Source organism: Pseudomonas sp. TH08 (assembly GCF_016651275.1).
Lineage (GTDB): Bacteria > Pseudomonadota > Gammaproteobacteria > Pseudomonadales > Pseudomonadaceae > Aquipseudomonas.
Genome location: NZ_JAEKEE010000001.1, coordinates 386195 through 412654 on the forward strand (window position 1 = coordinate 386195; position 26460 = coordinate 412654).

Below are 26460 nucleotides of genomic sequence, written 5' to 3' on the forward strand. Positions count from 1 at the left end.
CAGGATTACTTGTGGTAAGGGTGACCGGACAGCACGGTCCAGGCACGATACAGCTGTTCGCCGATCAGAATCCGCACCAGCGGGTGCGGCAACGTCAACGGCGACAACGACCAGCGCTGATCGGCGCGGGCACAGACTTCCGGCGCCAGCCCTTCCGGGCCACCGACCATGAAATTGACCGTGCGCGAATCCAGCCGCCAGCGATCGAGTTCGACCGCCAACTGTTCGGTGCTCCAGGGTTTACCGTGGACTTCCAGCGTGACAATCCGCTCGTTCGGCCCGACCTTGGCCAGCATGGCTTCGCCTTCCTGGCGGATGAAGCGGGCCACGTCGGCATTCTTGCCACGGGTATTGAGCGGTATTTCCACCAGTTCCAGGGCCAGCTCGGACGGAAGACGCTTGGCATATTCATGCCAGCCTTCTTCCACCCATTTGGGCATGCGTGAACCGACGGCGATCAGTCGCAGTCGCACAGCAATCCCTTACAGCTGGTCTTTATTGAGCTTGGTGAAATGCTCGTGGGTGTTTTCCGGGCTGTGGTGCTTGGCGTCTGCCGCACGGCTTTGCTCAGCACCGGCCCACAGGCGTTCCAGGTCGTAGAACTGACGTGCCGAGGCAGTCATCATGTGCACGATCACAAGGTCCAGGTCCAACAGCACCCAGTCGCTGTCGCCCTTGCCTTCTTCGCCCAGCGGCTTGGCGCCCTGCTTTTTGACTTCTTCGCGAACCTTGTCGAGCATCGCGTTGATCTGGCGATTGGACGTACCAGTGGCGATGATCATGTAGTCAGTGATGCTCTGCTTGTCGCGAACATCGATGATCTGGATGTCTTGTGCCTTGACGTCTTCCAGGGCAGCTACGGCCAGCTTGACCAGTTCGTCGCCTTTGAGCGGCTCATTGGTGTTGACCGGCTCTGGCAGCGGGGCGCTCTTGAATGTGCCTTTGCGCTTTACTTTGGTTTGGTCTTTGTCAGTCATATAAAACTCGTTTTGCTCATATATTCGGCGGCTTGGCGACACGTGGATTCGTATCAGTGAAGCACGCCTTGTTCAGTTCGACGCACGATACAGACCGTGCGCATCGATGTAGGCCAGGACCGCGTCGGGCACCAGGAAACGTACCGACTTACCGCTGGCCAGCAGTTGACGGATCTGGGTGGCGGAAACCGCGAGCGGTGTCTGCCAGACGAATGCAATCTGTCCGCTCGGCCCTTTCAGGGCCAGCGGGTCGCTCACCGAACGCGCTGCCAGCAGGTTGCGCAAGGCATCCGGCGGTTCGCTGTCGGCGTCCGGGCGCTGTAGCACCAGGATGTGGCAATGCTGGAGCAACTCTTCCCAGCGGTGCCAAGTGGGCAGGCCGCAAAATGCGTCCCAGCCCAAAAGCAGAAAAACCTGGGTCTCGGCGGGCATTTCGGCGCGCATCAACTCCAGGGTATCAATGGTGTAGGACGGTTTATCCCGCTGCAATTCGCGGGCGTCCACCACCAGCGGCGGCACTCCGGCCACCGCGCACTCGACCATCGCCAGCCGATCCTGCGCCGACACTTGCGGCGTATTGCGATGCGGCGGGCGGGCGCTCGGCGTCAGGCGTAATTCGTCGAGCGCCAGCGCTTCTGCGACTTCCAGGCCGCCACGCAAATGACCGATGTGCACCGGATCGAACGTTCCGCCCAGTACGCCGATGCGACGGGGCCGGGGCTCGCTGCCGGTACGCGGCGCTGTCAGGTCGAGGTCGGTCAAGTCAGACCGTCGCCTGGCCGCGCAACTGGCCATCACCGACCACGATGTACTTCTCGCAGGTCAGTCCTTCGAGGCCCACCGGGCCACGGGCGTGCAGCTTATCAGTAGAAATGCCGATCTCGGCACCCAATCCGTATTCAAATCCATCGGCAAAGCAGGTCGGGGTGTTGATCATCACCGACGCCGAGTCGACTTCCGCCACAAAACGGCGGGTGTCGGCGAGATTTTCGCTGACGATCGAGTCGGTATGGTGCGAGCCGTAATGGTTGATGTGTTCGATGGCTTGATCCAGACCGTCGACCACGCGGATCGACAGGATCGGCGCCAGATATTCGGTGTTCCAGTCGTCTTCGCTGGCCGCCACGGCCTCGATGATCGTTCGGGTGCGCGCGCAACCGCGCAGTTCAACGCCTTTTTCGCGGAACTGGGCAGCCATCGACGGCAGGAAATCCTTGGCAACGGTTTGATCGACGAGCAAGGTCTCCATCGCACCGCAGATGCCATACCGATAGGTCTTGGCGTTGAAGGCGATACGCTGGGCTTTCGGCAGATCGGCGTGGGCACTGACGTAAACGTGGCAGATGCCGTCCAGATGCTTGATCACCGGCACGCGGGCATCGCGGCTGATGCGCTCGATCAGGCCACGGCCACCGCGCGGCACGATCACGTCGACGTACTCGGGCATGGTGATCATCGCGCCGACGGCGGCGCGGTCGGTGGTTTCGACCACTTGCACCACGGCGGCGGGCAATTCTGCCTCGGCCAGACCGCGTTGGATGCAGGCAGCGATGGCACGGTTGGAATGGATCGCTTCGGAGCCACCGCGCAGGATGGTTGCGTTGCCCGACTTCAGGCACAGGCTGGCGGCATCGATGGTCACGTTCGGTCGGGATTCGTAAATGATCCCGATCACGCCCAGTGGCACGCGCATTTTACCGACCTGAATGCCCGACGGACGGAAGCTCATGTCACGGATCGCGCCAACCGGGTCCGGCAACGCTGCGACCTGACGCAGGCCGACGATCATGCCGTCGATGCGTGCCGGGGTCAGTTCCAGACGCTCCAGCAGCGCGGGTTCCAGACCGTTGGCGCGACCGGCGGCCAGATCCTGTTCATTGGCTGCAGCCAGTTCGGCGCGCGCAGCGTCCAACGCATTGGCAGCAGCCTGCAAGGCGCGGTTTTTCTGCGCGGTGCTGGCACGGCCGATGACCCGGGAAGCTTCGCGGGCGGCGCGACCCAATCGGGTCATGTAGTCAAGAACGGACTCAGTCATGGTCTGCTGGGGTCTTGGCAAAGAGGAAAGCGGCAGATTATAGCTGTCGCGTCTCGGGACTAACAGCGGTGACGGGCGGATGGTCGAAATGAGCCTTGAATCGCCGACGTTCAGGCGTAATTAAGCCGCGCATTGTTATCATCACGACCTCTTCAGCCTGGATAAACCTTGCCTGCCATGTCCAACCTGACCGTTCGCTCCCACGCCGAGCGCCTGCCGCTGGGGCTCCCGGACGCTTTTTTCGACCGCGACGCGCAAGTGCTCGCGCAAGATCTGCTCGGCAAAGTCATCCGCCATCGCGTTGGCGACTTATGGCTGAGCGCGCGGATCATCGAAACCGAAGCGTATTACTGCGCGGAAAAAGGCAGTCATGCCTCCCTTGGCTATACGGAAAAGCGTAAGGCTTTGTTTCTGGATGGCGGCCACATCTATATGTATTACGCCCGTGGCGGCGATTCGCTGAACTTCAGCGCGCAGGGTCCGGGCAACGCCGTACTGATCAAATCCGCTTATCCGTGGGTCGATGACATCAGTGGTCCGGCGAGTCTGGCGCAGATGCTGTTGAACAATCCCGATGCTCAGGGGCGTGCCCGCCCTTCGCAGAAGCTCTGCGCCGGGCAGACCTTGCTGTGCAAGGCACTCGGGCTGAAAGTGCCGATGTGGGACGCCAAACGTTTCGATCACGAAGTACTTCTGGTAGAAGACACCGGGCCCGCACCTCCGCACATTATCCAGACCACCCGTTTGGGCATCCCCCACGGCCGCGACGAACACTTGATGTACCGCTTCGTCGACGCGACCTACGCGCAATGGTGCACGCGGAACCCGTTGCGCCGGGGTCAGGTCGAAGGCCGCGACTATTTTCTGCTGTAAATACACACTCATGCAGGAGCCGCCGAAGGCTGCGATCTTTTGATCTTTTGCAAAGCAAAGATCGCAGCCTGCGGCAGCTCCTACAAGAGGCCACTAATGATTTGGAGTTGTTTGTATGGGGCCATGGCTCGATAGCGTGACCGGTTGGCTGGCGGCCAATCCGCAGTGGCTGGCCGCAGCGGTGTTCATCGTTGCTTGCGTGGAGTGCCTGGCGATTGCCGGTTTGATCGTGCCCGGCACGGTGCTGCTGTTTGCCATCGCCGTATTGGCCGGCAGCGGCGCGCTGTCGTTGAGCGAGACCTTGCTGCTGGGTTTCCTCGGCGGGATTCTCGGCGACTTGATTTCGTATTTCCTCGGCCGCCACTTCCACCAGAACATCCGCCGCTTGCCGGGGCTGCGCCATCATCCAGAATGGATGGCCGGCGCCGAAAGCTATTTCCAGCGCTACGGCATCGCAAGCCTGTTGGTCGGTCGCTTCATCGGCCCTTTGCGTCCGATGCTGCCAATGGTCGCCGGCATGTGCGACATGCCCTTTCCGCGTTTTGCCGCCGTCAGCCTGTTGGCCGCCGCCGGCTGGAGCCTCGCTTACCTGCTGCCGGGCTGGGCAACCGGCGCGGCGATTCGCTTGCCACTGCCGGAGGGCTTCTGGCTGGAAGCGGGGATCGTTGCGGCAAGCATTGCGGTAATGGTCGGCCTCAGCGTCAACAGCAGCCTGCGCCGCCATCGCCGTGCGACGATCTGGATCAGCAGCATGAGCCTGTTGATCCTGATTGGCCTGTTCATCGGTTATCCGTACCTGACGGCACTCGATCAAGGCGTGATGACCCTGGTGCAGGAGCATCGTCAACCGATGCTCGATGAGATTGCGGTGACGTTTACCCTGATCGGCGAATTCCGCAACATGCTGATGTTCAGCGCCCTGCTTACCGGCCTGTTGCTGCTGTGTCGACAATGGCGTCAGGCAATCTTCGCCGGCGGCGTGTTGCTCTGCACAGCGTTGCTGAACACCGGCACCAAAATGTTTTTCGCTCGGGTACGCCCGGAAGTGCTGAGTGATCCGCTGACCAGTTACAGCATGCCCAGCGGCCACGCTTCCGGCTCGTTTGCGCTGTTCCTGGTGTTGGCCGTTCTGGCAGGCCGGGGACAACCGCCGCGCATGCGCCTGACCTGGCTGCTGCTCGGTTGCATTCCGGCGTTGTCGATTGCGTTATCGCGGGTTTACCTGGGGGCGCATTGGCCGACGGACATCCTCGCCGGGTCGATGTTGGCGGCGTGCGTGTGTGCGGCGGGACTGTGGTTGAGCCAGCGTAAAGAGCCGCTCAATGCCATGCCGGTCAAGGTCTGGTGGTTGATTTTGCCGGCGTTGCTGGTGTTGTTCGGCTTTTTCGTCCTGCGTCATTTGCCTCATACGCTATTGCGCTACGCCTACTAATCGCAACACATCTTTACGCAACTCCCCTACCCACTCTCCGAGGACTTTTCCGACGAGAGTGAGGCCAACTTCTTATTCCCTCCCCAGAATTTTCCCAGTCAACTTCCTACAAGCCTTGGTTTTATCGAAAATAAAAAACTGAAGTTACACATTCAAGATAAAAGCCTCGCACTTCTCCTCTCACACTCCGTACAAAATCATTTAGATTAAGCCCCGCGCTCACCCCGATTCCGACAAGGCAAATCACTCTTGCAGATTTGGCTTTGTACTTGACCGCACGTCAAATAAACACCCTCCCGAAACATACCAAATAACAGCCAACTTAATACAAGTTCAATTACCACGGAGTTTCAATGAGCCCAAAGATACCCAGAAAGCCACCCGCCACAACTCCGAACAAGACCGAAAACAACTCACCTACGACTCGACAACCCGGCATCAACCCGGCGCCTTCATCGCCTTTCGCAAGGCCGGTCGACACCTGGCCCCACAATATCGCCACTGAAATTCCCCTGCCCCACTCAAGCAGGGAGACCCCGCGCATGCCAGCAGTGGTCATCAGCGAATTGCCAGGCAGCCGCATTACCGCGCAGGCAGCAGACAATCCGTTTAACCAATACTGGCTTAGGCCCGACTTCCTCCGTGGTCTGCAAGATGCCGATGCAGCGGGTTTTCGCTTTGTTGTCGGACGCCGATTCGTCGACATCGAGCACGAAGGCGCACTGCATACGGCGCACGTCGAATTCGATGCAACACTCGGCACCTGTCAGGTCAAGCTGCTGACGGAGCGCGATGCATCCGGCCCACTGCTGGTAAAAAACCCCGGACGGCCGACCTGGCGCCTCGCCAGCCAAACCAATGAGAACCCCGTCGTCAGCCCAGAACCCCACACGACAAAAAGACCGGGCCCGGCCGCAGACGCGCAAACCGACAGCGCGGCCAAACAGCCCCGCGTCTCCAAACCCCACATCATTCTCAACCAGAGCCGCTACAGGGCATCGGCACACTCGCCCGACGGGCAAGGTTATTACCACCTTGAGCCGGCATTGGGTTCAGTGGAGACCGGCACGCGCTTTGCCTTTATGGATCGCTACGGTAACTGGATCCAGGTCGACCCACCGAGCGCTGGTTTCAGCGCACAGCCCACGCACCTCAAACACTGGACCGACCAGGAAATCTGGGAGGTGTACGACATTCAAGGCGCCGACATCGGGCGGTTCCGGGTAGAAGCACAAACACTCGGCAAGCCTCCGCTGTGGGCAGAAGTCAATGTCACGGCAAACCCGGCCGCTGACCTGCTTCGCGACAGCTTGCGCTGGCTGCATCCGGCGCTCAGCCCGGACGCACGCGAAGCGTTGTTGCAGTCCTATAACCTGTTGCCGAGCCAATTGCTGCGTTTGCGCATGGAGATGAAAACCGAACTGCAAATTCCGCAGTGGGCCGAAACGCACAAGCAACTGACGGCAGACTTCAGTAATCCGCAGAATCTCACCCGGTTGAGCCTGGACCTGAGCAACGAACTCAATCTCAAACGCGGCGCCCGGCATGACTGGTATCACCCGGAAACCAGCCTGACCACGCCACTGCGTGAAGCGTTACTCGCCAGGTTGGGCTATCGGCGCAACAAGCATGACTGCCTGTATCGAACCGACGTACCGGCCCTGTTCAGGGGCGACGATCGCACCCCGTTCGAACTGGCGAATGACGATGCGATGCTTCCCCGTTATGCCCACAAACCGGGCGCGGCGACCCTCAAACCGATCAGCGCCACCTTCAGCCTGAAGGAAGGCCTGATGTATGCCAGCGCACCAGATCCCGAATATCTCCAGTACAACTCTCAGACCAACAAGTATCCCGGTAGAAGCGCCGGCGAGGCGGCGTCGGACAGCAGTTCGAGTGACTCCAGTGACAGTGACAGCAGCTCATCTTCCAGTTGGTCGGACACCGACGATCCAGTCTCTCTGGATAACGAACGCAACTACGTGACGATCCGCGAACGGCAGACCGAGATGTTCATTTATGCGCTGGACACCCGCACCCTGGAAGTCGTGCCGCATGAAGAGAACCACATGTTCAATTCCGCAGCCCGCGAGCAGCCGCAGACCTGGTTTCCCGACGACGACTATGAAGGCTTGATCTCGGTCAGCCGGGCAGGACTGCCAGCGGAGCGGATCTGGTTGTTGAACTCAACCCTGACCAAAGGCGCAAAAGTCCAGGACATTACCGAACAGGCCGGAAACCGTGCCGAATCTATTGAAGCGGCCACCCATGCGGGACGAACCAATAAATACGAATACGACCAGTTGATTGATGAAGTCGCGGCGAGTGGCAAGCCGATATTGTTGTTGTCCGGAAATAAAAATGAATATGCCGATGACATTGTCTGGCCTGAAACATAAGCCACGACAAACACATAGCTATAAAACCATCAACTCGTAACGAGTTTCCTGACAGTAACTACTAGAAACACCAATAACCATGACTGCAACTCTCGAATGACTCTACGGGAGCCCTTTCGTTCGCCCACCGGTATGGAAACCGGCGCCGCATCGCGGCGTTTTATAAAGGATTGAAACAATGGCAAAACTTATTCAACCCGCTGTCGAACTGGTAACTTTTCGCACACTGCAGATATCGGACATCGACTCTTCGGCCAATACCCACGCACCACCGGCCGGGCACCTGCAGTTACCTGCCGTCCTGCCTGAGCCGACAGCCAGGCCTGACAAGTCTCCGGCACCGACGCTCAAGTCCCTCGACAAACGCTATGGACCACTGCGCATCGGCGAATTCACCGTGTCCCGGGTCGAGCTTGAGGTTCTCGGGGCGAAAATCAACGGGCAACACCTCAGCCCTGACAACCTCAATCTGAAAGTGGCCGATCAGGGCTTTCTCGACAGCATGAGTTTTGACCCGGCCAAAGTCGTGGCGCGCATCGTCGCCACGGACGTCGCCGCGAGCGAGACCGTGGCAACGCTGATGTTCGAGATTTCCACACTGCGCTCTGTCGATGCGCCAGCACTGATGGTCAGCGCCGAGCCTGTCACGCCCGGCAGCCAGGTCGATCGCTTGAACAAGCTGAGCAATGCCGCGCAGAAAATCGATATCCATCGTGTCAACACTCTGGACCACTTGCCTTCCTGGGTGCACACGGGCAAAACCTACCTTACCAGCGGCGCCGGCGTCGGTTTGCAGGCTTATGGCATCTACAGCGGTTATATGGGGTTGGTAGAAGCCATCAAGGTCGGGGACTGGGGCGAAGCGGCGTTTAACGGTGGTGCGATAGGGGCTGAACTCGGCTCCTTGATCATCGAGCGTGGTTTAACCAAAACCGGTGAAGCGATGCTTGAAAGTGGCTCTAAGGTGTTCGGTCGTTTTCCCGCTACCTCGGTGGGTAAATATATGGCACGCGGGGCCGGGTTATTCGCCAGCGTGATCACATTGCCGTTTGACGTCTTCAGCGCCATCAAATCGTTCAACGCAGCCGCCGCCACCTCCGGCAAGGAAAGTCAGGATCACTACGTCGCCGGCAGTTTGTCCGTAGCCGGTGCGGGCATCAGTATTGCCCTGGGCCTGGCTGCACTGAAAGGGTTTGGCGCCGTCGCCGGCCCCCTCGGTATCGCGGCCGCTGTCGTCCTTATTCTCACAGCGGAAATCTACCGGGCGGCCAGGGTGGTCGACGACATCGATGACTACATCGAATTGACCGCCCACGAACGCTTGCGCTCCGGCTGGTTCGCCTTCACCCGCCAAGAGCTGGATGAAGACATCATGGACCGCTTCAAAATCGCGCAGTTCTCCGTTCACTACGCCAAACAACTACAGGGCTCGACCGAGCAACTGCTTGAAGGCGCCTACAAGAATTACGTGGAACATGTCGTCAACGGTAACTACCGAGTGGTGCTCGAACCGGTGAAAGTCTGGCGTTACCAGTGGGACGAAACGCTCGGCGAACAACCCTATAAAGCAGACAAATTGCCCACCGTCATTAGCGCCGATGACCGCATCGACGCCCGCGACGGGCTGCCCGCCGACCTCAGAGGCGTGATCACCGGCACACCTGGGGACGACAAGGCGATTTTGTGGCGGCTGGGTGGCGGCGATGATCAGGTCGTCGGCGTACAGGCCCGGCCGAATATTTTCAGCTATGCCGAAGGCGAGAAAGTGCTGACCGGTGGCGACAAGAATGATGTGTTCTATTTCGAGGCCACCCGACAGGAGTTCGATCGGACCGAAAAACCGGCAAAAGGCAGCGTCCTCGACGCGGGTGCAGGCAACGACACGCTGACCTTCGAAGGCTCGCGCCCGACCAGCGACACCCGTCATGTGGGTTACGACGTGAACTTGCAGACCGGCAAGATCGCGCTGCGCAGTCAGGATGCCACCGTCGCGGCGGTCGAAGTCGCGCAAATCAAATCCATCGAAAACCTCTCGACCCTGCGCAATGGCTCGAATCGAATCACCGGTAGCGACGGCGCTGATCAAATCTCGGCCAACGGCAACGACCACGTCGCGGCTGGCGCCGGTGACGATACGATCATCATTCGCGGCACCGACTGTCGGGTGGGTGGCGGGCCCGGCATTGATCGTTACTACATCGCCAACACCGCAGCCCGCCCCGTGATCATCGAAGACGGTACAGAAACGAGCATCATCGAGTTCGGCTGGCCACTGGCGCGGATTCAACGCTGGCAGGTCATTGGCACGTCGCTGGTCGTCACTTCTCTAAAGGGCGTGGACGGCGAAGAGCCCGACCATGTGTTGACCGTCGAAGGTGTTTATCAACAGATCGACGATAAACGCGTAGTGAAAAACAGCCGGCTGCTGTTCAAGACCCAGGACCGTTACGAACTGGAACCGGTTCTGGCGCTGCAACTCACGGATGCCCTGGCGCATGACGTCGAGTGCCGCGTGCTGGTCATCGGTGAACGTCCACCGGCGCCACACATCGCCAACAGCGGCACGGTGGACATCTTTACTCACCCGGCCACGCATCACTTTGTTTCGCGCAACGGTTCACGCCTGAATATTTTCGCCCCTGCCAACGCGCCCGAAGCCGCTCGAACCCTTCATCTGGACTACGACGCGACCGACATTCTCGACGTCAGGGTCAGCTACGACGTATCCGTCAGCAGCAATGCGGCGGGCGTCCGCTATTTGCAGTACGAACAATTCAACCTGTGGCTGCTTCTGCCGTCGAAGACGCTAAATTTCACCGGCGTGATAAAGGCCAAAAAAGACCGCGATGGTCAGACTGGCTTCAACAACATCAAGACCACCTTCGTGCAAGTCAGGCACCCGATCGTCTTGATCATGCGTGATGGCACCTCGTACAACATCGCCGCGCCACGCGTGCCTTACCGTGAAGACGCCGACGCCCCGGGCAGCAAAACCCTGACCGCCCGCGAATGCCTGCAGCCAAGGCAAGGCAAATACCCGTTCGTCCGACCTGGCCCCATCAAACCGGTGCAACTGGGCAGCAAACCCCAGGCCATCGACTTTCCGCCGCCACCACACAATGGCACTTACGTTTTGCACGGTCAGGCCTCTTCCTACGATGTCTATCCGGTCAGCAACAGCACGTTCAGCCTGTCCACTCCTGGGGCCATTGCGCAAACGTCCGACGCGTCGTCATGGACCATCTTCACCACGAAAATGACTGAAACGATTACCCGCGACGATATCCGGCTGGACGCCCGCCATCTGCAAATCGGCAGTGCGGTCATTCAACTGCCAAGTGTCGATCATGCAGGTCCGGTGGAATCGATCAGCGTGGCGACGTCGTCCGGCAACATCTATTCGGTCGAGTTGCTGTTTGAAGTGCTGCAACTCTATGTGATCGACGCGCGTGGCTACGCAGACGTCGACGCGTTGCTGGCCGATATTCGTCGGCAACGGGAAAAGAACGAGCTGGCGACGAAAATAACCGTCAAGAACATCGGCTTTACCCCGCGCATGGCCGGGACGGTTTACTACGACTCGGTGGACAACTATTGGAGCATCGATAGCGATCCAGCCTTGCGTATCGAGGAGCAGGACCTGTTTATCGAGGCGAGCCAAAACGCCTGACGCTTTACCCGATGATTTCTGCCCGGTTCGCCCTTTGCGTCGAGCCGGGTTTACCGGAGCCCGCCGACGGATCGGCGAGCCATTAAACATGGAGTGCAAATTTTATGCGGCAAAAACCTCGACCACGCTCGCCCCAGGGGTCTGACCTGCCAGGCAGTTCCACCAAACGATCAGGTCATGACGACATAACTTTAGAATACCTCAGGGATTTCGAGAGACGGCTGCTGGGATTTGATTCCCCAAACCCTGGGGACCTGCCGTCGTACACGCCGTTCACCGGGCCGTCCCCTGCTGATCTGCAAACAACACCTTTCGTGACCGTGCACGATTTGCCGACAACCAGTCACTCGACCACCCGCACGCCCGGTCCAGGATCATTGATGGATTACACATTCTCCCCGTCCTTGTTGGATAGGAAGACGATAGAAACTAACGCGCTCGGGGTAAAAAGCTACGGCGGCACTCCGTTCGTGGATCTGGAAATCAACGGTAAAACACATCATGCATTCGTCATGTTTGACCAAAGCATCAATATGTGGCGAGTGAAGAAGCGGTCGGAACTAGAGCCGGGCCCGGTGATTTACCGTTCCATCAAAAACAACCTGTGGAAGGAAGGCCGCCATCTGACCTTTCTGGACAGCCATCAGATCATTCAGGACGGCGAAAGCCATATAGTTTCCGAATCCGCGAGTGCCAACGGATTCCACGAAGTACGCAATCTCGGCTCCGACAGCGACGCGCCCATTGTCGCCCATGCCTACAGAGACCATAACCATCGCTGGGTGGAAGTTGACCTGTCCCAACCCCGAGACACCATCCCGCCACCGGTAAAACTGGCGAATTGGTCAGATGGCGATCTGCGGCAAACGTACAACCTGACCGACGCCCAACTGTTGGACTTCCGTGCCGAGGCGGATGCATCCGGCAAACCGCCGTCCTGGGCCACGCGCGCCCAGCACGATCAGGATCTCGTGCAAGTGACAGACTCGTTGAGGTGGGTCCACCCGACAATGTCCCTCAAAGAGCGTCGCAAACTACTGCGCAGCTACAACCTGACGGCGTCGCAATTGAAGCGCCTGCGCACGGACCTCGAAAGCTACCAGATGCCCGCATGGGCCGAAGAGCATAAACGCATGACAATGAACAAGGACGATGATCAGCGCTTCAAACTGATCGCCGAAGAACTTGAACATCACGTGCAGAAGCTGAGGACCCAAGGTAGCAAATTCGCCCACGGTGAACCGATGTCTCGCTATAGCGAAGAATTTCTTGCCGACTACACGGCCCGCCTCGGCTACCTGCGCAACAAGTACGGCGCGCTTTACCGTACCGATATTCCGGCCATGTTCAGAGGCGAGACTCGAACGCCGTTCGAGCTGTCCAGGGACAGGCGCATGATCCATCGCAAGGGCAACCCGAGCGGCACGACCACCCATCGCGCATTCAGCGCGACCTTCGGCCTGAAAAACGCCACAAGTTACGCTGCATCAAATGGTGGTTACTTTCACGAGCTGCACTACAACTCGCAGGCCAACCTTTACCCCGGCATCAATCCGGACACGGGGGTAAGAAGAAGGCCTTCGGGCGGTGAATCCACCTTCGACGACAATGTCTCGCAAGACGGCGACAGGTCAGATGGCTACGACTCCGATGCCAGTAGCGTTTCCCGTGGAGAACGTGAAGGTAACGAATCCGACTCTGACAGTTCGTTCGTCTTTGATGACACGCAAAACTACACCTCCATGCGCCGCAAGCAGACCACCTCGTTTGTTTATGCCATTGACACCCGTGGCGTAGAAGTCGTCCCGGGGCACGAGGAACTAGCCTTCAATAAAAAGAACAGATTCTGGTTCGACGAACTCGAAGGGCATATATCAATGCCGACTCGGGGCGTGAGTGCTGAAAGAATCTGGCTGGTGCGATCGGACCTCAGACGGGCAGCTCGAGTGGACGACATTTACGCAATGGCGGAGACCAACGACAGGCTCGAATATTACGAGGAGAGCATTTGGGAGGGGACCGACTTCGACAACTACCACCGAAGATCCCTCTGCGACGGACTCATCGACGAAATCGCCAGTTCTGGCGGCGTAGTGCTTGAACTGCCGAAAGGCGAACTCACCTTCGCCGACGACATCGTCTGGCCGGTGCCTGAGCACTACCGGACCTGACGACATTACCTAGCCGACAAGGCTCGCGCCGGCCTCTGATCATCGAGCCGGCAACTAACCATTGATCATTGCACGACCTGCTTAATGTGAAACGCCCGATGTGATGTCCATCACCACATCGGGAAACTTCAGTCAGCCATTGGATCGGCTGACTTATCGACATGGAGTCCCACCTTTATGCGCAACAAACCGAAAGTCCCTCGATTAACGCCTGAAGTCGATACCTCCACGCCTTCGACATCCCGCCCCGTCACACCTGACACCGGGCTGGAACACCTGGATTTCAATCTGCCCGGTCGCATCAGGCCCGGGGGTCAACCCCGCTCCCATCAGAAGGCGGACTGGAAAGTTCGTCAGGAAGGACAGTGCACACCGAGCCTGCCGTGACGGTATCGGTCACGCCGCTATCGGACGCCACCGCGGTGGTGCATACCGCCCCGGTTTCGCCACTGCAACCCTACGTACAAAAACCCGGACGCGAGTTATCCGCGCCCGATACAGCCGGACTGAAATCCTACAAAGGCAGGCAATTCGCCGAAGTGGCCGGCGATCATGCAGAAAGCGGCACGCAGACAGTGATGGTGATGTTCGATGACGCCATGAAAGCCTGGCGGGCAAAGCTGCCTTCCGAACGCAATCCCTCCGGGCCACCGCTTTATCGAATCGCCAACGGCAACACCTGGAGCCTGAAAAAGCCGGTTGAGTATTACGATCACCTCGACTACTCCATCCATCATTTACCGGATAGCCAAGGCTACTACGGCGTTTCCAGGCGCAACTATTTCGAAGCCAATGGATGGTTACCCACTGACCTTTTGGCGCTCAGAGATTCTCGCAGCGGCAATTGGGTCAAGGCCGTTCGGTCCCACGCGCCAGCAGACTCATCTGCCACACCGCTTGCGCACTGGACCGATGGCGAAATCTGGAGTGCCTACCGCCTGCACGGCGCCGAAGCTCAAGTCTTTCGCACCGAAGCGCAAGCCCTTGGCAGGGCGCCTGACTGGGCCACCCGTTTCGACGAACCGGATGTCTCCCGGTATTTGGCTGACTCATTGAAATGGCTCCATCCACAGAAATCGCTGAGCGAGCGCTCGGACCTCCTGCGCAGCTACAACTTGACGGCGGCCCAGCAGACTCGTTTGCGGCAAGATCTGCAAAACGGACCGTTCCCCGAATGGGCCGAACAGCACAAGCAATTGACCCAGAGTAATGACGAGCAACGGTTCAAGCTAATTGCCGAAGAACTGGATCCATACATTCTCAGATTGAGAAATGAAGGTGAACAGTTCAACGACTCATTACCCGACGTTGATAAACGCTATGACCGTCAGTTTCTGCAAAGCTATCTGGAGCATGCAGGTTACAAGCGCAATGTGCGCGACTCGCTGTATCGGACTGACATCCCGGGGATGTTTCGTGCTGATCTGCGTACGCCTTTCGAACTGGCTCGCGACAAACGACTGATAAAACTGCGTGGCAACCCCTCTGACTCGACCACCAAACGGGCCTTGAGCGCGACATTTGGCCTTGCCAATGCCTTGTCCTACATGAGTTTTGATTACTACTCCAACCCTCGGCATTACAACACCCAGGCCAATCGCTATCCGGGACACTTCAGTGACAGCGATGCGTCAGGCGGAGGTCGACACAGCACCGACGGGGAATCTGATACATCGTTTGAAATGGACGACTCGCGCGACTATCCATTGCTGCGACGCGAACAAAAACTGGGGTTCCTGTATGTCATCGACACCCGCGGCGTCGAGGTCGTACCCCGGGTGGAAAACATTTATCTGATCAACACGGATTTTGACGGGGATACACTCGAAGGCCGGATATCAATGCCTACGCGGGGCATCAGCGCCGAAAGGATCTGGCTGGTGCACTCGGACTTGAAGCGGGCTGCCCGGGTTGAAGACATCTTTCGGCAAGCAGGCGAAGACGCCGAGGAAATCGAGAAAGCAACGTGGACAGGCGCCGACGCACGCTCTGTAGAACTCGTTGGCTACACCCCTTACGACGCACTGATCAATCGAGTTGCAAATGCTGGCGGGGAGATACTCAATTTACCGAAAGGTAACAATACATTTGCCAACGACATTGCGTGGCCCGTTCCCGAGCACTACAGAACCTGATTCGCAAAATAATTTGAACGTGTGAAACACGCCATTCATTGCACAAATGAATGGCGTGTTTCATCAAGCCTCAACCGGGAGCTTATCAATAAGCTTGAACACAAAAACTACCGGTTTATTGTTATAAGCAATATGCCCCGTCACATTCGGATCCACACTTTTGAAAATATCCATTCTATTAACGGTGTCGCGATACAGCGGTTTTTTATTCGACTCGCTCGCCAGCCCGATATAAGTCGGGCCGCTTTCAAGATCACTCAGTCTGGCTCGCATCACTGCGCTCTTGCTGATTGAAAAAACTCACTTTGTTCGTTCTGACTGACCAGTAGATTGTGCGTATTACTCTCTATGATCAATCGTGCGCCATCATTCATACCGCGCAGCACAACATTGATCGCATAGCTGTCGCCCTGTGGCGTGAATTTCAGCAGCAGCGGTTTGTCATCCTCATGGTCGGCGAGGGTAATAAAACTCGATTCGCGCAGGTCCGCCAGTGCTACTTCAACATCGAGCTTCTCACTTTGGGTTATCCGCGAGTCGCGTAAACGCTGCTTCAGGCGTTGCTGATTAAGCACCACTGGCAGCCCGTTGACATAAAGATTTGCGGTAAATGCAATGTTGTCTCTTTTATTCGTAGACATAAAACCACCTCCACGCAGAAGTCTTGCCGCTTATCCATCCGCAGCAACTGATCCTTCTGCATGACAAGAAAATTCAGGCCGCAGCCATCGGAGCGACAGACTCTACCGTGGCGGAAACACGAGGAATATCGTTGGCAGGAATTTTGGCGGCCTTGCGTTTACGACGCTCGATGACCATCAAATCGGCGTAGACCGCCGCCGCTTCAATAACGTGATTAACGTTATGATCGCTACCGGCATGTTTCAAAATATACTTACCGGCAATATCGTCCCAGAAGCCCCACTCATCTTCATAAACAGTCATGACTTATCCTTATTATTAACCAGGTCACCCGCGTCCTGCGGGCAACTTGAAATTAAGTCAAAGGAAAAGCCAAAACAATGCTGGCAAGTAACGGGAGTTGATTCAAAGTAAAACTAGGCGAACAGTTCACCCTGCAACTCATCGAGCAGCGCCTGGATCGCATCCAGCCGCTGCTGTGGATCGTCGAGTTGCAGCAGGTCGATCTTGTCTTCTTCGGCGAACGGCAACAGATACGCCAACTGATTGGCCAGCGACTGCTGGCCAAGCGCGTCAGTGCCCATGTTCAACGCCTCGACCATCGGGTGTTCGGCCAAGGCCTTGAGCAACGCCACCAGATCGGCGTCTTCGTCCTGCAACGGTTGCTCGGGTTCATCGTCCAGCCATTCGACGTCGGCGAGGATCAACTGATCGCGCTGCACTTCAGTGCGCAATACATTGAAGCGGCGCCCACCCTGCACGCGGATCCCCAACAAGCCGTTGTCCTGCTGCTGGAAGTCGGTGATCCGTGCCTCGCAACCAACCAGCGCAAAACCTTCCGGCGCCAGGCCGACTTCGTCGCCCTCAAGAATGCACACCACGCCAAAACCACCGCTCTGTTTCATGCAGCGGCCGATCATGTCGAGATAGCGCGCCTCGAAGATCTGCAAATCGAGGTTGCAGCCGGGAAACAACACTGTGTTCAGCGGGAAAAGCGGCAGACTCATAGACATTTCCTTACACCACCATCGACACCGCCAACGGCAGGAACACCGCCGTGGCCACGCCCATCAGACTCATCGCCAGCGCCGCGAAGGCGCCGCACTCATCACTTTCCTGCATCGCCACCGCCGTGCCGACCGCGTGCGCGGTCATGCCCAGCGCCATGCCGCGCGCCTCGGGGCTGTGTACGCCGAGACGGTTAAGCAGCGCCGGGCCGAAGATCGCGCCGATCACTCCAGTGATCAGCACGAACACCGCAGCCAGTGCTGCGACGCCACCGATCTGCTCCGCCACCAACATCGCAATCGGCGAAGTGACCGACTTCGGCGCCATGGTCATCAGGATCATGTGTTCGGCGCCGAACCACCAACCGAGCAAAACGCCCATGCCCGTCGCAACCACCCCGCCTATCACCAGCGTAGTAAAAATCGGCCAGAACAATTGGCGGATGCGTTTGAGGTTCAAATACAACGGCACCGCCAGCGCCACCGTTGCCGGGCCGAGCAGAATACTGAGGATCTCGGTGCTCTTGCGGTACTCGGCATAAGTCAGGCCACAGCCGACCAGCACGCCGATCACCAACAGCATGGAGACCAGCACCGGTTGCAGAAAGATCCAGCGGGTCTTCTCGAACGCCGCCAGCACCAGTTGATAGGCGCCGAGCGTGATGCCTATGCCGAACAACGGATGATGAATGACCGAAGCCCAGGCACCCTGCCAATCAAAGAGCATCAGGACTCCTCCGAGCGGTGCGCGTGACGCTTGACCATGCGTTGCATCAGCACGCCGGCAAAGGCCATCGACAGGATCAGCGACACCACCAGGGCGCCGACAATCGCCCAGAAATCCGCGGCAATTGCCGTGGCGTAAACCATTACACCCACCGCCGGCGGCACCAGCAACAAAGGCAGATAACGCAGCAGACTGCCGGCCGCGAGGTTCAGTGGCTCGCCGACTTCACCGCGAATGATCAGGAATATCAGCAACAGCAGCAGGCCGATGATCGGCCCCGGCAGCACCGGCAACAGCAAATGATTGATCGCCGTGCCGAGCAATTGGAACAGCACCAGCAGGGTCAGGCCACGTAGCAACATCCGACATCTCCGTCTTACTTTTCACCCAGCGGGGGCTCGGCATTATAAGCACGCCTGCGCTATGGATCGGCATTCGCCAAAAGCATGGTCGGTTGACCGGAGCAAATCGCCATGATGATCTACAGTGGTTCGCAGGGCGGTCAAATCCCCCACCCAAAAAAATATAAAACCGATGAACCCAAGGAGAGTCTCAATGCCCTATGTTCCCGTTGCAGAGCTCAAAGATTATGTCGGCAAGGAACTCGGACGTTCCGAATGGCTCACCATCGATCAGGAACGCATCAACCTGTTCGCCGAAGCCACCGGGGATTATCAGTTCATTCACGTCGACCCGGTCAAAGCCGCGCAAACGCCATTTGGCAGCACCATAGCCCACGGCTTCCTGTCGTTGTCGCTGATGCCGAAACTGATGGAAGACATCCTCGTCCTGCCGCAAGGCGTGAAGATGGTGGTCAACTATGGTCTGGACAGCGTGCGTTTCATCCAGCCGGTCAAGGTCAATTCGAAAGTCCGCCTGAAGGTGGATATGGTTGAAGTCACCGAGAAAAAACCTGGCCAGTGGCTGCTCAAAGCTACCGCAACGCTTGAGATAGAAGGCTCGGACAAACCGGCCTATATCGCCGAGCCACTGTCGCTCTGCTTCGTGTAAACGTTCCGGACGCGAAGCAGCGCACGCTGTTTCGCGTCAACACTGTTTTTACCGGCTGCATTAGGTCACACAGCTGCGGCATACTCGGTCGCCTAATTGCCCGGATCCCGCTATGCGCCCACTCGCTTCTCTAGCACCGCTTGCCATGACCCTTTTGCTTGCCGCTTGCGGCGACGGCGAATCGCTGTTGCCTCCCGATGCGCGCCTGCCGGATGGCGGACGGTATCGCGGTGAACTGGTCGATGGCTTGTTGCAAGGTCAGGGACGCGTCGACTACCCCAACGGCAGTTGGTACGCCGGGCAATTCGACAAGGGCCAGTGGCACGGTCAGGGCGAATGGCACGGCAGCAATGGCGAGGTCTATCGCGGCCAGTTCCAGCAAGGCCTGTTCGACGGCCAGGGCAGCCTGACGACCAATGCCAGCAGTTACACCGGCGGCTTCAAACAAGGCCGGCGCGATGGCGAAGGTACGCTGAAAGAAAACGCCATGACCTACCGTGGCGAGTTCAAGGCTGACCAGTATTCCGGGCTCGGCCGTCTCGAAATGGACGACGGCAGCTCCTATCAAGGCCAGTTCGCCCACGGCAAACCCAACGGTGAAGGCCAGCGTGGCGACGCCAGCGGCAACTCGTTCACCGGGCATTTCGTCAACGGTCAGCTGGAGGGCAACGGCACGTTCAACAGCGCCGACGGTGACATCTATGTCGGCGGCTTCAAGAACAATCAATTGCACGGCAAGGGCCGCTACGAAAATGCCGACGGCGATGTCTGGCTCGGCCAATTCAAGGAAGGCGCGCTGACCGGCAAGGGCGAATTGATCGGTGCCGACGGCAGCCATTACGTCGGCGAGTTCAGCGACTGGCGCTTCAGCGGTCAGGGCCGACTGAATCTGTCCGACGGCAGCTTTTATATCGGCGGTTTCGACAACGACAGTTACTCCGGGCGCGGCACGCTGGTGCTCACCGATGGCAGCGTGATGAGCGGCACCTGGATCAACGGCCAGCGCGTGCGCGATGCCGATGGCAAGTTGCTGCCCGACACCCTCGAACTCGGCCTGCTCGCCCAGGGCCGACTGCTCAACGATGCACTGGCCGCCGTTCCGGCCTCGACGCCAGCGGTCGAGCTGTACACCCTGACACTGGGCGGCGACGGCAAGCAGAGCGTGTTCCTGCGCGAGTCCGACTACGTCGCCAACATGCTCTCCACGCGTTTTGGCGCGTATGGCCAGATCCGTCTGGTCAACCACCGTGACCACCTCGGCGACCGGCCGATGGCCACCCGCGAGAATCTGCGGCGAGCGGCACAGACCCTCGCTGAACGCAGTGGCCCGGAAGACTTGCTGTTCATCTACCTGACCAGCCACGGCACCGCCGAGCATGAACTGGTGCTCGACCAGCCGCGCATGGAACTCGCCGATCTGCCCGCCGACGAACTCGCCGCCGTGCTGGCGCCGCTGAAAAACCGCGACAAGATCATCGTGATCTCTTCGTGCTACTCAGGCGGTTTCATTCCTGCCCTGAAAGACGAACGCACGCTGATCATGACCGCGTCACGCGCTGATCGCGTTTCGTTCGGCTGCTCCGAAGAGGCCAACTTCACCTACTTCGGCGACGCGCTGTTCGCCCAGGCGCTGAACCAGACCGACGATCTCGAGCAAGCATTCAAACTGGCCAAGGCCACTGTCGCCGAGCGAGAACTGGCGGATAATTTCGAAGCGTCCGAGCCGCAAATCTGGGCGCCGAAAACTGTGCTGTCGCACTGGCAACTGCTGCGTAAACAGCAAGCCAGAAAAGCGTTGCAAAGTGCTGCATTGAACGACGGAGCGATAAAGAGCAACTAAGCTGAACAGTATCAAGGGAGAGACACTATGTACTTGACGCCTCAGCACGTTTTGCTAGCCGGAGCCACCGGTTTGACCGGTGAACATCTACTCGACCGTTTGCTCAACGAGCCAACGATCACCCGCGTGCTCGCCCCTTCGCGTCGGCCATTGGCCGAGCATCCGCACCTGGAAAACCCGGTCGGTGATCCGCAGGTATTTCTGCCGCAGCTTTCGGGGCGCGTCGACATCGCCTATTGCTGTCTTGGTACGACCATCAAGCAAGCGGGCTCGGAAGCGGCGTTTCGCGCGGTCGATTTGGACATGGTCGTGGCGTTTGCCAAACGCGCACGGGAAATGGGCGCGCGGCATTTGATTGTGATCAGTGCAATTGGCGCCGATCCGAAATCATCGGTTTTCTACAATCGGGTCAAAGGCGAAATGGAGCAGGCCTTGCGCGCGCAGGATTGGCCGCAGTTGACCATTTGCCGACCTTCACTGTTGTTGGGTGAACGCACGGAGCCACGTCTGGCCGAGCAGTTGGCCGGGCCGTTGTCGAAGCTGATTCCGGGTAAATACCGTGGCATCGAGGCGTGCCAACTGGCGCGAGCGATGTGGCGGCTGGCGCTGGAAGAGCAGGATGGGGTTCGGGTGATCGAGTCGGATGATCTGAGGAAGCTCGGCAAATAAGATCAAAAGATCGCAGCCTGCGGCAGCTCCTACAGGGGAATTGGTTATCGCCACGGATCCGTGACTGATATCAACCACCTGTAGGAGCTGCCGCAGGCGGCGATCTTTGCTTTTACAATCCGCCAGTCGCCTGAAACCCCACGCCAATGACGGTGAGCAAAGACAACGGCAAAAGCAGCGTATCCAACAAAGCACTCGCCGGCAGATCCACCCCCGGATAGCTTGGCGCCTCAGCGCCAAACCGATCCATCGCGCAACACCCGCCATTCATTGCATACAAATCCAGCCGCGTCCCCGAATACACCACCGGCGCCCCGGGCTTGGCCGCATCGAGCGTTCGCGCCGTGGCGCAACCCGTCAGATGCAGCGCCAGCACTATCACCAACAGAGACGCCAGCAGCTTATTCATCGCTGCTCAGATGATGTTCACCCCAACGCGGCAGCATGTCCTGAGGAATGCCCAGCAGGTTGAGAATCCGCGCCACGACGAAATCGATCAGGTCATCGATGGTCTGCGGCTGGTGATAAAAGCCTGGCGAGGCAGGCAGGATGGTCACGCCCATGTTCGACAGCTTGAGCATGTGTTCCAGATGAATGCTCGAATACGGCGCCTCGCGCGGCACCAGAATCAACTGGCGGCGTTCTTTCAGCGTCACGTCCGCGGCACGTTCGATCAGGTTGTTGCAGGCACCCGTGGCAATCGCCGACAGCGTCCCGGTGGAACACGGCACCACGACCATCGCTGCCGGGGCGCCGGAACCCGAGGCCACCGGCGACATCCAGTCTTCCTTGCCATACACGCGAATCTGCCCGGCGGCGGCCCCGGTGTATTCAGTCAGAAACGCCTGCATCGTCTGCGGCTTGGGCGGCAGCATGACGTCGGTCTCGGTGGCCATCACCAGTTGCGCAGCCTTGGAGATCAGGAAGTGAACTTCGCGATCTTCACGCACCAGGCAATCGAGCAGGCGCAAGCCATACTGCGCGCCGGACGCGCCGGTCATCGCCAGCGTGATGCGTTCGGGGCCATTGCTCTGCAAACGAGTGTTCATTGCAGCGCCTCGGCGAGTTTGCCGTGCAGGCCGCCGAAGCCGCCGTTGCTCATGATCACCACATGAGTGCCGGGCTGGGCCTGGCTTTTCACGCGTTCGATGATGCCTTCCAGCGAATCGCTGACAATCGAGGGCACGGTGCACAGTGCAGCCGTGCCCGCCAGATCCCAGCCGAGGTTCGCCGGGGCGTACCAGATCACTTGATCGGCATCGTTCACGCTCTCCGGCAAACCGTCACGGTGCGCGCCGAGCTTCATCGAGTTGGAACGCGGTTCGATAATCGCAATCAACGGCGCATCGCCGATACGCTTGCGCAAACCGTCGAGCGTGGTGGCAATCGCGGTCGGGTGATGAGCGAAGTCGTCGTAAATAGTGATGCCGCGTACTTCGGCGACTTTCTCCATACGGCGTTTGACGTTCTTGAACGCGCTCAACCCGGCAATGCCCATCGACGGCACCACGCCAACATGACGCGCAGCCGCCAAAGCAGCCAAGGCGTTGGCGACGTTGTGCTGACCGGTCAGCTCCCACTCGACGGTGCCTTGGGACACGCCTTCGAACATCACTTCGAAGGCCGAGCCGTCCTCGCTCAACAATTTGACTTGCCACTGACCGCCCGCACCGGTGGTTTGCACCGGGGTCCAGCAACCCATTTCGATCACACGCTGCAAGGCAGGCTCGGTGGTCGGATGGATCACCAGGCCTTCGCTCGGGATAGTACGCACCAAGTGATGGAATTGCCGCTCGATCGCCGGCAGATCCGGGAAGATGTCGGCGTGATCGAACTCTAGGTTGTTGAGGATTGCGGTGCGCGGACGGTAGTGAACGAATTTCGAGCGCTTGTCGAAGAATGCGCTGTCGTATTCATCAGCTTCGATCACGAAGAACGGCGTGCCACCCAGACGGGCCGACACCGAGAAATTCTGCGGCACACCACCGATGAGGAAACCCGGGCTCATGCCGGCGTGCTCCAGCACCCAGGCAAGCATGCTGCTGGTGGTGGTTTTACCATGCGTGCCGGCAACCGCCAGCACCCAACGTCCTTGCAGCACATGGTCAGCCAGCCACTGCGGGCCGGAAACGTACGGCAGGCCTTTGTTCAGCACATATTCCACCGCCGGGTTGCCGCGGGACATGGCGTTGCCGATGACCACCAGATCCGGTGCCGGATCGAGCTGCGCCGGATCGTAACCCTGCGTCAGCTGAATGCCCTGGGCTTCAAGCTGCGTGCTCATCGGTGGATAGACGTTGGCGTCGGAGCCGGTCACGTGATGGCCCAGCTCTTTGGCCAACACCGCCATCGAGCCCATGAAAGTCCCGCAGATACCCAGAATATGAATGTGCATAGTCGACCTCGTAAAACATGGCCGCAGGTTAGCGTAGGGAGGGGGAAATCGCACTCTTTAGCTGATCAGGAGATTTGATAGACACACCTTTCCCGGAGGAGCTGCCGCAGGCTGCGATCTTTTGATTTTAAAAAGCTGGATCAAAAGATCGCAGCCTTCGGCAGCTCCTACAGGGGAGTTACGCGGTGCGGGCGATGCCGTGTTTGCGCAGTTTTCGGTAGAGGGTGTTGCGGCTGACACCGAGTTGCTGCGCCGTGTGAGTCATGTGCCAGCGCGTTTGCTCAAGGGCATTCAGCAATGCCGACCGCTCGGCGTCTTCCAGCGGGTGATCGGATGTCGGCGTTTCCACGACGGGCGGCCGCAACTGCCGAATCATCGCCGGCAAATCCTCCAGTCCGATCCGCCCTTCATCACACAACGCCGCCAGCGTACGCAGCACGTTGCGCAACTGGCGCACATTCCCCGGCCAGTTGAACGCCAGCAACGCCTGACGCGCCGGCTCTTCGATCAGGATCGTATCGCCGCCCGCCTCCTCGGCCAGCAGAAAATCCAGCAACTGCGATTTATCACTTCGCTCGCGCAATGCCGGCAGCGCGACTTCCAGCCCATTGAGCCGGTAATACAAATCCTCACGAAAACTACCGTCCTCGACCCGCCCGAGCAAATTGCGGTGGGTCGCACTGATGATTCGCACGTTGACTGCTTCCGGCTCACCGCCGATCGGCACCACTTGCCGATCCTCCAGCACGCGCAACAAACGCGTCTGCAACGCCAGCGGCATGTCACCGATTTCATCAAGGAACAACGTGCCGCCATCGGCCTGCTGCAACTTGCCGCGCATGCCGTCCTTGCGCGCGCCGGTGAAACTGCCGCCGCGATAGCCGAACAGTTCACTCTCGATCAGGCTTTCCGGGATGGCTGCGCAATTGAGCGCGACGAAGGCTTTGCCCGAGCGTTGACTGGCCAGATGCACAGCCTTGGCGAAGGCTTCCTTGCCGGAGCCGGTCTCACCAATGATCAGCAGTGGCACGTCGCGCTCGAACACGCGCAGCGCTTTGCGGAAATCGGCCTGCAGTGCAGCGTCCCCCAGGCAGATGCCGGAAAGGCGCGGAGCTTCGATTGTTTTTGCTGCCGGGGTGATCGGCGACGGCTTGCGCGACTCACCGCGCAACACGGCAAACAAATGCCGCCCGTCACGGGTACGCAGCGGCCAACTGGCGCTGGCATTGGCACTCGCGCGGCCAAGCAATTCACCCAGCGAACAATCGAAAAACGCCTCCACGGGTTTCCCCAGCAAGCCACCGCGAATATGCCCGAGCAGGTTCAGCGCACTCTGGTTGACCGCGCTGATCCGCCCTTCCCCGTCGAACGCCAACAAGCCCTCACTGAACAGGCCGACAGATTCAGCCTGCAGATGAAAGCGCAGCAACCATTGGTTATCGAAACAGCGCAGGAAGTAGCAGCTCTCGATCATCTTCGCCGACAGATTGACCAGCGCCATCGTGTGGAACTGGCTCTGACGCGAGACGTCGTGGCGTGCCGAGGACACGTCGAGCACCGCGAGCAGTTCGCCATGCGGGTCGAACACCGGGCTTGCCGAGCAGGTCAGGCCCGTGTGACGACCACGAAAGTGTTCATCTTGATGGATGGTCAGCGACTGACGCTCGACCAGGCAGGTGCCGATGCCGTTGGTGCCCTCACAGGCTTCGCTCCAGTCGGCACCGAGCCAGAGGCCGGCGCGTTCGAAGATCTTGCGTTCGGCGGGTGCGGTAACGCAGTTGAGGATCACCCCGCGCGCATCGGTCAGCAACACCGCGTGGCCGGCGCCGGAGAGTTGCTGATGCAGGCTGCTCATTTCAGTGCCGGCGATCTGCAGAACCTGTTGAAGACGTTCGCGACTTTCCAGCACACGTCCGTGTTCGAGCACGGTCGGTGCCATGCTCAGCGCCGGGTCGAGGTGATAGTCCTCAAGGCAACGCAGCCACGACCGGGCAATCGACGGATCGGCACCGGGCCCATGCAGGTGCGGTTTGCCCTGGGTAACGGTGAGAACCTGTTGGGCATGGCGACTCAAATGGTTGTCGTGCATTTCTTATTGTTCTCCCCGAAAGGTCGACATGTTCCCTCTGTAGGAGCTGCCGCAGGCTGCGATCTTTTGATCTTGATCTGCAGAAAAGCAAAATCAAAAGATCGCGGCCTGCGGCAGCTCCTGCAGGGGTTGCTGTTGGCTGAGGATCCTCCAGGTAAATGTGTATTGCAATGCTGGCGGGACCGGCCGGTCACAGGCTGTGCCGAAAACGGTACAAACTGTCACTCCGACTGTACCGAAACCATCACAGCGGCAATCCGCTCGTCCGACACAAACCACGCAACACCTTGATTTACCTGACCTGCACGGCAGTGGCCCGACCTTTGCTCTACGCTTATAGCAAGCGCACCTGCGCGTTTCTCTAATAAGTACAAAGCCAAGGAGAACA

General features: G+C 58.9%; 23 protein-coding genes. 9 read left to right on the forward strand and 14 right to left on the reverse strand.

The window, feature by feature from the left end; translation table 11 throughout:
* Positions 1-5 precede the first annotated feature (5 nt).
* The 4 genes from rlmH to JFT91_RS01860 form a co-directional block, all read right to left on the reverse strand.
* Positions 6-473, reverse strand: a complete 468-nt coding sequence (gene rlmH / locus JFT91_RS01845) for a 23S rRNA (pseudouridine(1915)-N(3))-methyltransferase RlmH (RefSeq protein ID WP_003185785.1) — start codon at positions 471-473, stop codon at positions 6-8.
* A 9-nt stretch (positions 474-482) separates the two neighbouring features.
* Positions 483-977, reverse strand: coding sequence for a ribosome silencing factor (gene rsfS / locus JFT91_RS01850; RefSeq protein WP_016986117.1), 495 nt, complete (start codon positions 975-977; stop codon positions 483-485).
* A gap of 72 nt (positions 978-1049) precedes the next feature.
* On the reverse strand, positions 1050-1772 hold the full coding sequence (gene nadD, locus JFT91_RS01855; RefSeq protein ID WP_374091333.1) for a nicotinate-nucleotide adenylyltransferase: 723 nt from the start codon (positions 1770-1772) through the stop codon (positions 1050-1052).
* The gene (locus tag JFT91_RS01860; RefSeq protein WP_201231431.1) at positions 1741-3012 is read right to left on the reverse strand and encodes a glutamate-5-semialdehyde dehydrogenase; all 1272 of its coding nucleotides are present in this window, start codon (positions 3010-3012) and stop codon (positions 1741-1743) included. Before JFT91_RS01860 ends, nadD begins: the two co-directional genes overlap by 32 nt.
* A 177-nt stretch (positions 3013-3189) precedes the next feature.
* Between JFT91_RS01860 and JFT91_RS01865 the strand changes: the two genes are divergently transcribed.
* The 6 genes from JFT91_RS01865 to JFT91_RS01890 all read left to right on the forward strand — a co-directional run bounded on the left by JFT91_RS01865 (position 3190) and on the right by JFT91_RS01890 (position 15692).
* The gene (locus tag JFT91_RS01865) at positions 3190-3885 is read left to right on the forward strand and encodes a DNA-3-methyladenine glycosylase (protein ID WP_201232225.1); all 696 of its coding nucleotides are present in this window, start codon (positions 3190-3192) and stop codon (positions 3883-3885) included.
* A gap of 115 nt (positions 3886-4000) precedes the next feature.
* Complete coding sequence (locus JFT91_RS01870) at positions 4001-5317, forward strand: bifunctional DedA family/phosphatase PAP2 family protein (RefSeq protein WP_201231432.1); 1317 nt, start codon at positions 4001-4003, stop codon at positions 5315-5317.
* Between the two features lie 542 nt (positions 5318-5859).
* On the forward strand, positions 5860-7716 hold the full coding sequence (locus tag JFT91_RS01875; RefSeq protein ID WP_242489204.1) for a hypothetical protein: 1857 nt from the start codon (positions 5860-5862) through the stop codon (positions 7714-7716).
* A 178-nt stretch (positions 7717-7894) separates the two neighbouring features.
* On the forward strand, positions 7895-11386 hold the full coding sequence (locus tag JFT91_RS01880; protein ID WP_201231434.1) for a calcium-binding protein: 3492 nt from the start codon (positions 7895-7897) through the stop codon (positions 11384-11386).
* A 380-nt stretch (positions 11387-11766) separates the two neighbouring features.
* Positions 11767-13557, forward strand: a complete 1791-nt coding sequence (locus JFT91_RS01885; protein ID WP_201231435.1) for a hypothetical protein — start codon at positions 11767-11769, stop codon at positions 13555-13557.
* A 365-nt stretch (positions 13558-13922) separates the two neighbouring features.
* The gene (locus JFT91_RS01890; RefSeq protein WP_201231436.1) at positions 13923-15692 is read left to right on the forward strand and encodes a hypothetical protein; all 1770 of its coding nucleotides are present in this window, start codon (positions 13923-13925) and stop codon (positions 15690-15692) included.
* A 63-nt stretch (positions 15693-15755) separates the two neighbouring features.
* On the opposite strand, the gene JFT91_RS01895 is transcribed toward JFT91_RS01890, so the two are convergent.
* The 6 genes from JFT91_RS01895 to JFT91_RS01920 form a co-directional block, all read right to left on the reverse strand.
* On the reverse strand, positions 15756-15965 hold the full coding sequence (locus JFT91_RS01895; protein ID WP_201231437.1) for a hypothetical protein: 210 nt from the start codon (positions 15963-15965) through the stop codon (positions 15756-15758).
* On the reverse strand, positions 15965-16333 hold the full coding sequence (locus JFT91_RS01900; protein ID WP_201231438.1) for a hypothetical protein: 369 nt from the start codon (positions 16331-16333) through the stop codon (positions 15965-15967). The genes JFT91_RS01895 and JFT91_RS01900 overlap by 1 nt, the downstream gene beginning before the upstream one ends.
* Positions 16334-16406: 73 nt before the next feature.
* On the reverse strand, positions 16407-16637 hold the full coding sequence (locus JFT91_RS01905; RefSeq protein ID WP_201231439.1) for a hypothetical protein: 231 nt from the start codon (positions 16635-16637) through the stop codon (positions 16407-16409).
* Positions 16638-16750: 113 nt separating this feature from the next.
* Positions 16751-17341 (reverse strand): LON peptidase substrate-binding domain-containing protein, encoded by a 591-nt coding sequence (locus tag JFT91_RS01910; RefSeq protein ID WP_201148827.1) that lies wholly within the window; start codon positions 17339-17341, stop codon positions 16751-16753.
* A gap of 10 nt (positions 17342-17351) precedes the next feature.
* Positions 17352-18068: an LrgB family protein gene (locus JFT91_RS01915; protein ID WP_201231440.1), complete on the reverse strand. Its 717-nt coding sequence runs from the start codon at positions 18066-18068 to the stop codon at positions 17352-17354.
* On the reverse strand, positions 18068-18430 hold the full coding sequence (locus JFT91_RS01920; RefSeq protein ID WP_201228639.1) for a CidA/LrgA family protein: 363 nt from the start codon (positions 18428-18430) through the stop codon (positions 18068-18070). The genes JFT91_RS01915 and JFT91_RS01920 overlap by 1 nt, the downstream gene beginning before the upstream one ends.
* Positions 18431-18623: 193 nt before the next feature.
* On the opposite strand from JFT91_RS01920, the gene JFT91_RS01925 reads away from it, so the two are divergent.
* The 3 genes from JFT91_RS01925 to JFT91_RS01935 all read left to right on the forward strand — a co-directional run bounded on the left by JFT91_RS01925 (position 18624) and on the right by JFT91_RS01935 (position 21588).
* The gene (locus JFT91_RS01925) at positions 18624-19079 is read left to right on the forward strand and encodes a MaoC family dehydratase (protein WP_201148825.1); all 456 of its coding nucleotides are present in this window, start codon (positions 18624-18626) and stop codon (positions 19077-19079) included.
* A gap of 112 nt (positions 19080-19191) precedes the next feature.
* The gene (locus JFT91_RS01930) at positions 19192-20919 is read left to right on the forward strand and encodes a C13 family peptidase (protein WP_201228640.1); all 1728 of its coding nucleotides are present in this window, start codon (positions 19192-19194) and stop codon (positions 20917-20919) included.
* Between the two features lie 27 nt (positions 20920-20946).
* A complete protein-coding gene (locus tag JFT91_RS01935; protein WP_201228641.1) occupies positions 20947-21588 on the forward strand; it encodes an oxidoreductase in 642 nt (213 codons plus the stop codon).
* Between the two features lie 112 nt (positions 21589-21700).
* Here JFT91_RS01935 and JFT91_RS01940 read toward each other — a convergent pair whose 3' ends face one another.
* The 4 genes from JFT91_RS01940 to JFT91_RS01955 form a co-directional block, all read right to left on the reverse strand.
* Positions 21701-21997, reverse strand: coding sequence for a YceK/YidQ family lipoprotein (locus tag JFT91_RS01940; RefSeq protein ID WP_201231441.1), 297 nt, complete (start codon positions 21995-21997; stop codon positions 21701-21703).
* Complete coding sequence (gene ubiX / locus JFT91_RS01945) at positions 21990-22637, reverse strand: flavin prenyltransferase UbiX (protein ID WP_201231442.1); 648 nt, start codon at positions 22635-22637, stop codon at positions 21990-21992. The genes JFT91_RS01940 and ubiX overlap by 8 nt, the downstream gene beginning before the upstream one ends.
* Positions 22634-23983, reverse strand: coding sequence for a UDP-N-acetylmuramate:L-alanyl-gamma-D-glutamyl-meso-diaminopimelate ligase (gene mpl, locus JFT91_RS01950; RefSeq protein ID WP_201228643.1), 1350 nt, complete (start codon positions 23981-23983; stop codon positions 22634-22636). Before mpl ends, ubiX begins: the two co-directional genes overlap by 4 nt.
* A gap of 178 nt (positions 23984-24161) precedes the next feature.
* Entirely contained in the window at positions 24162-26072 is a 1911-nt protein-coding gene (locus JFT91_RS01955; protein ID WP_201231443.1) for a sigma-54-dependent Fis family transcriptional regulator, read from the reverse strand.
* Between the last annotated feature and the right edge of the window lie 388 nt (positions 26073-26460).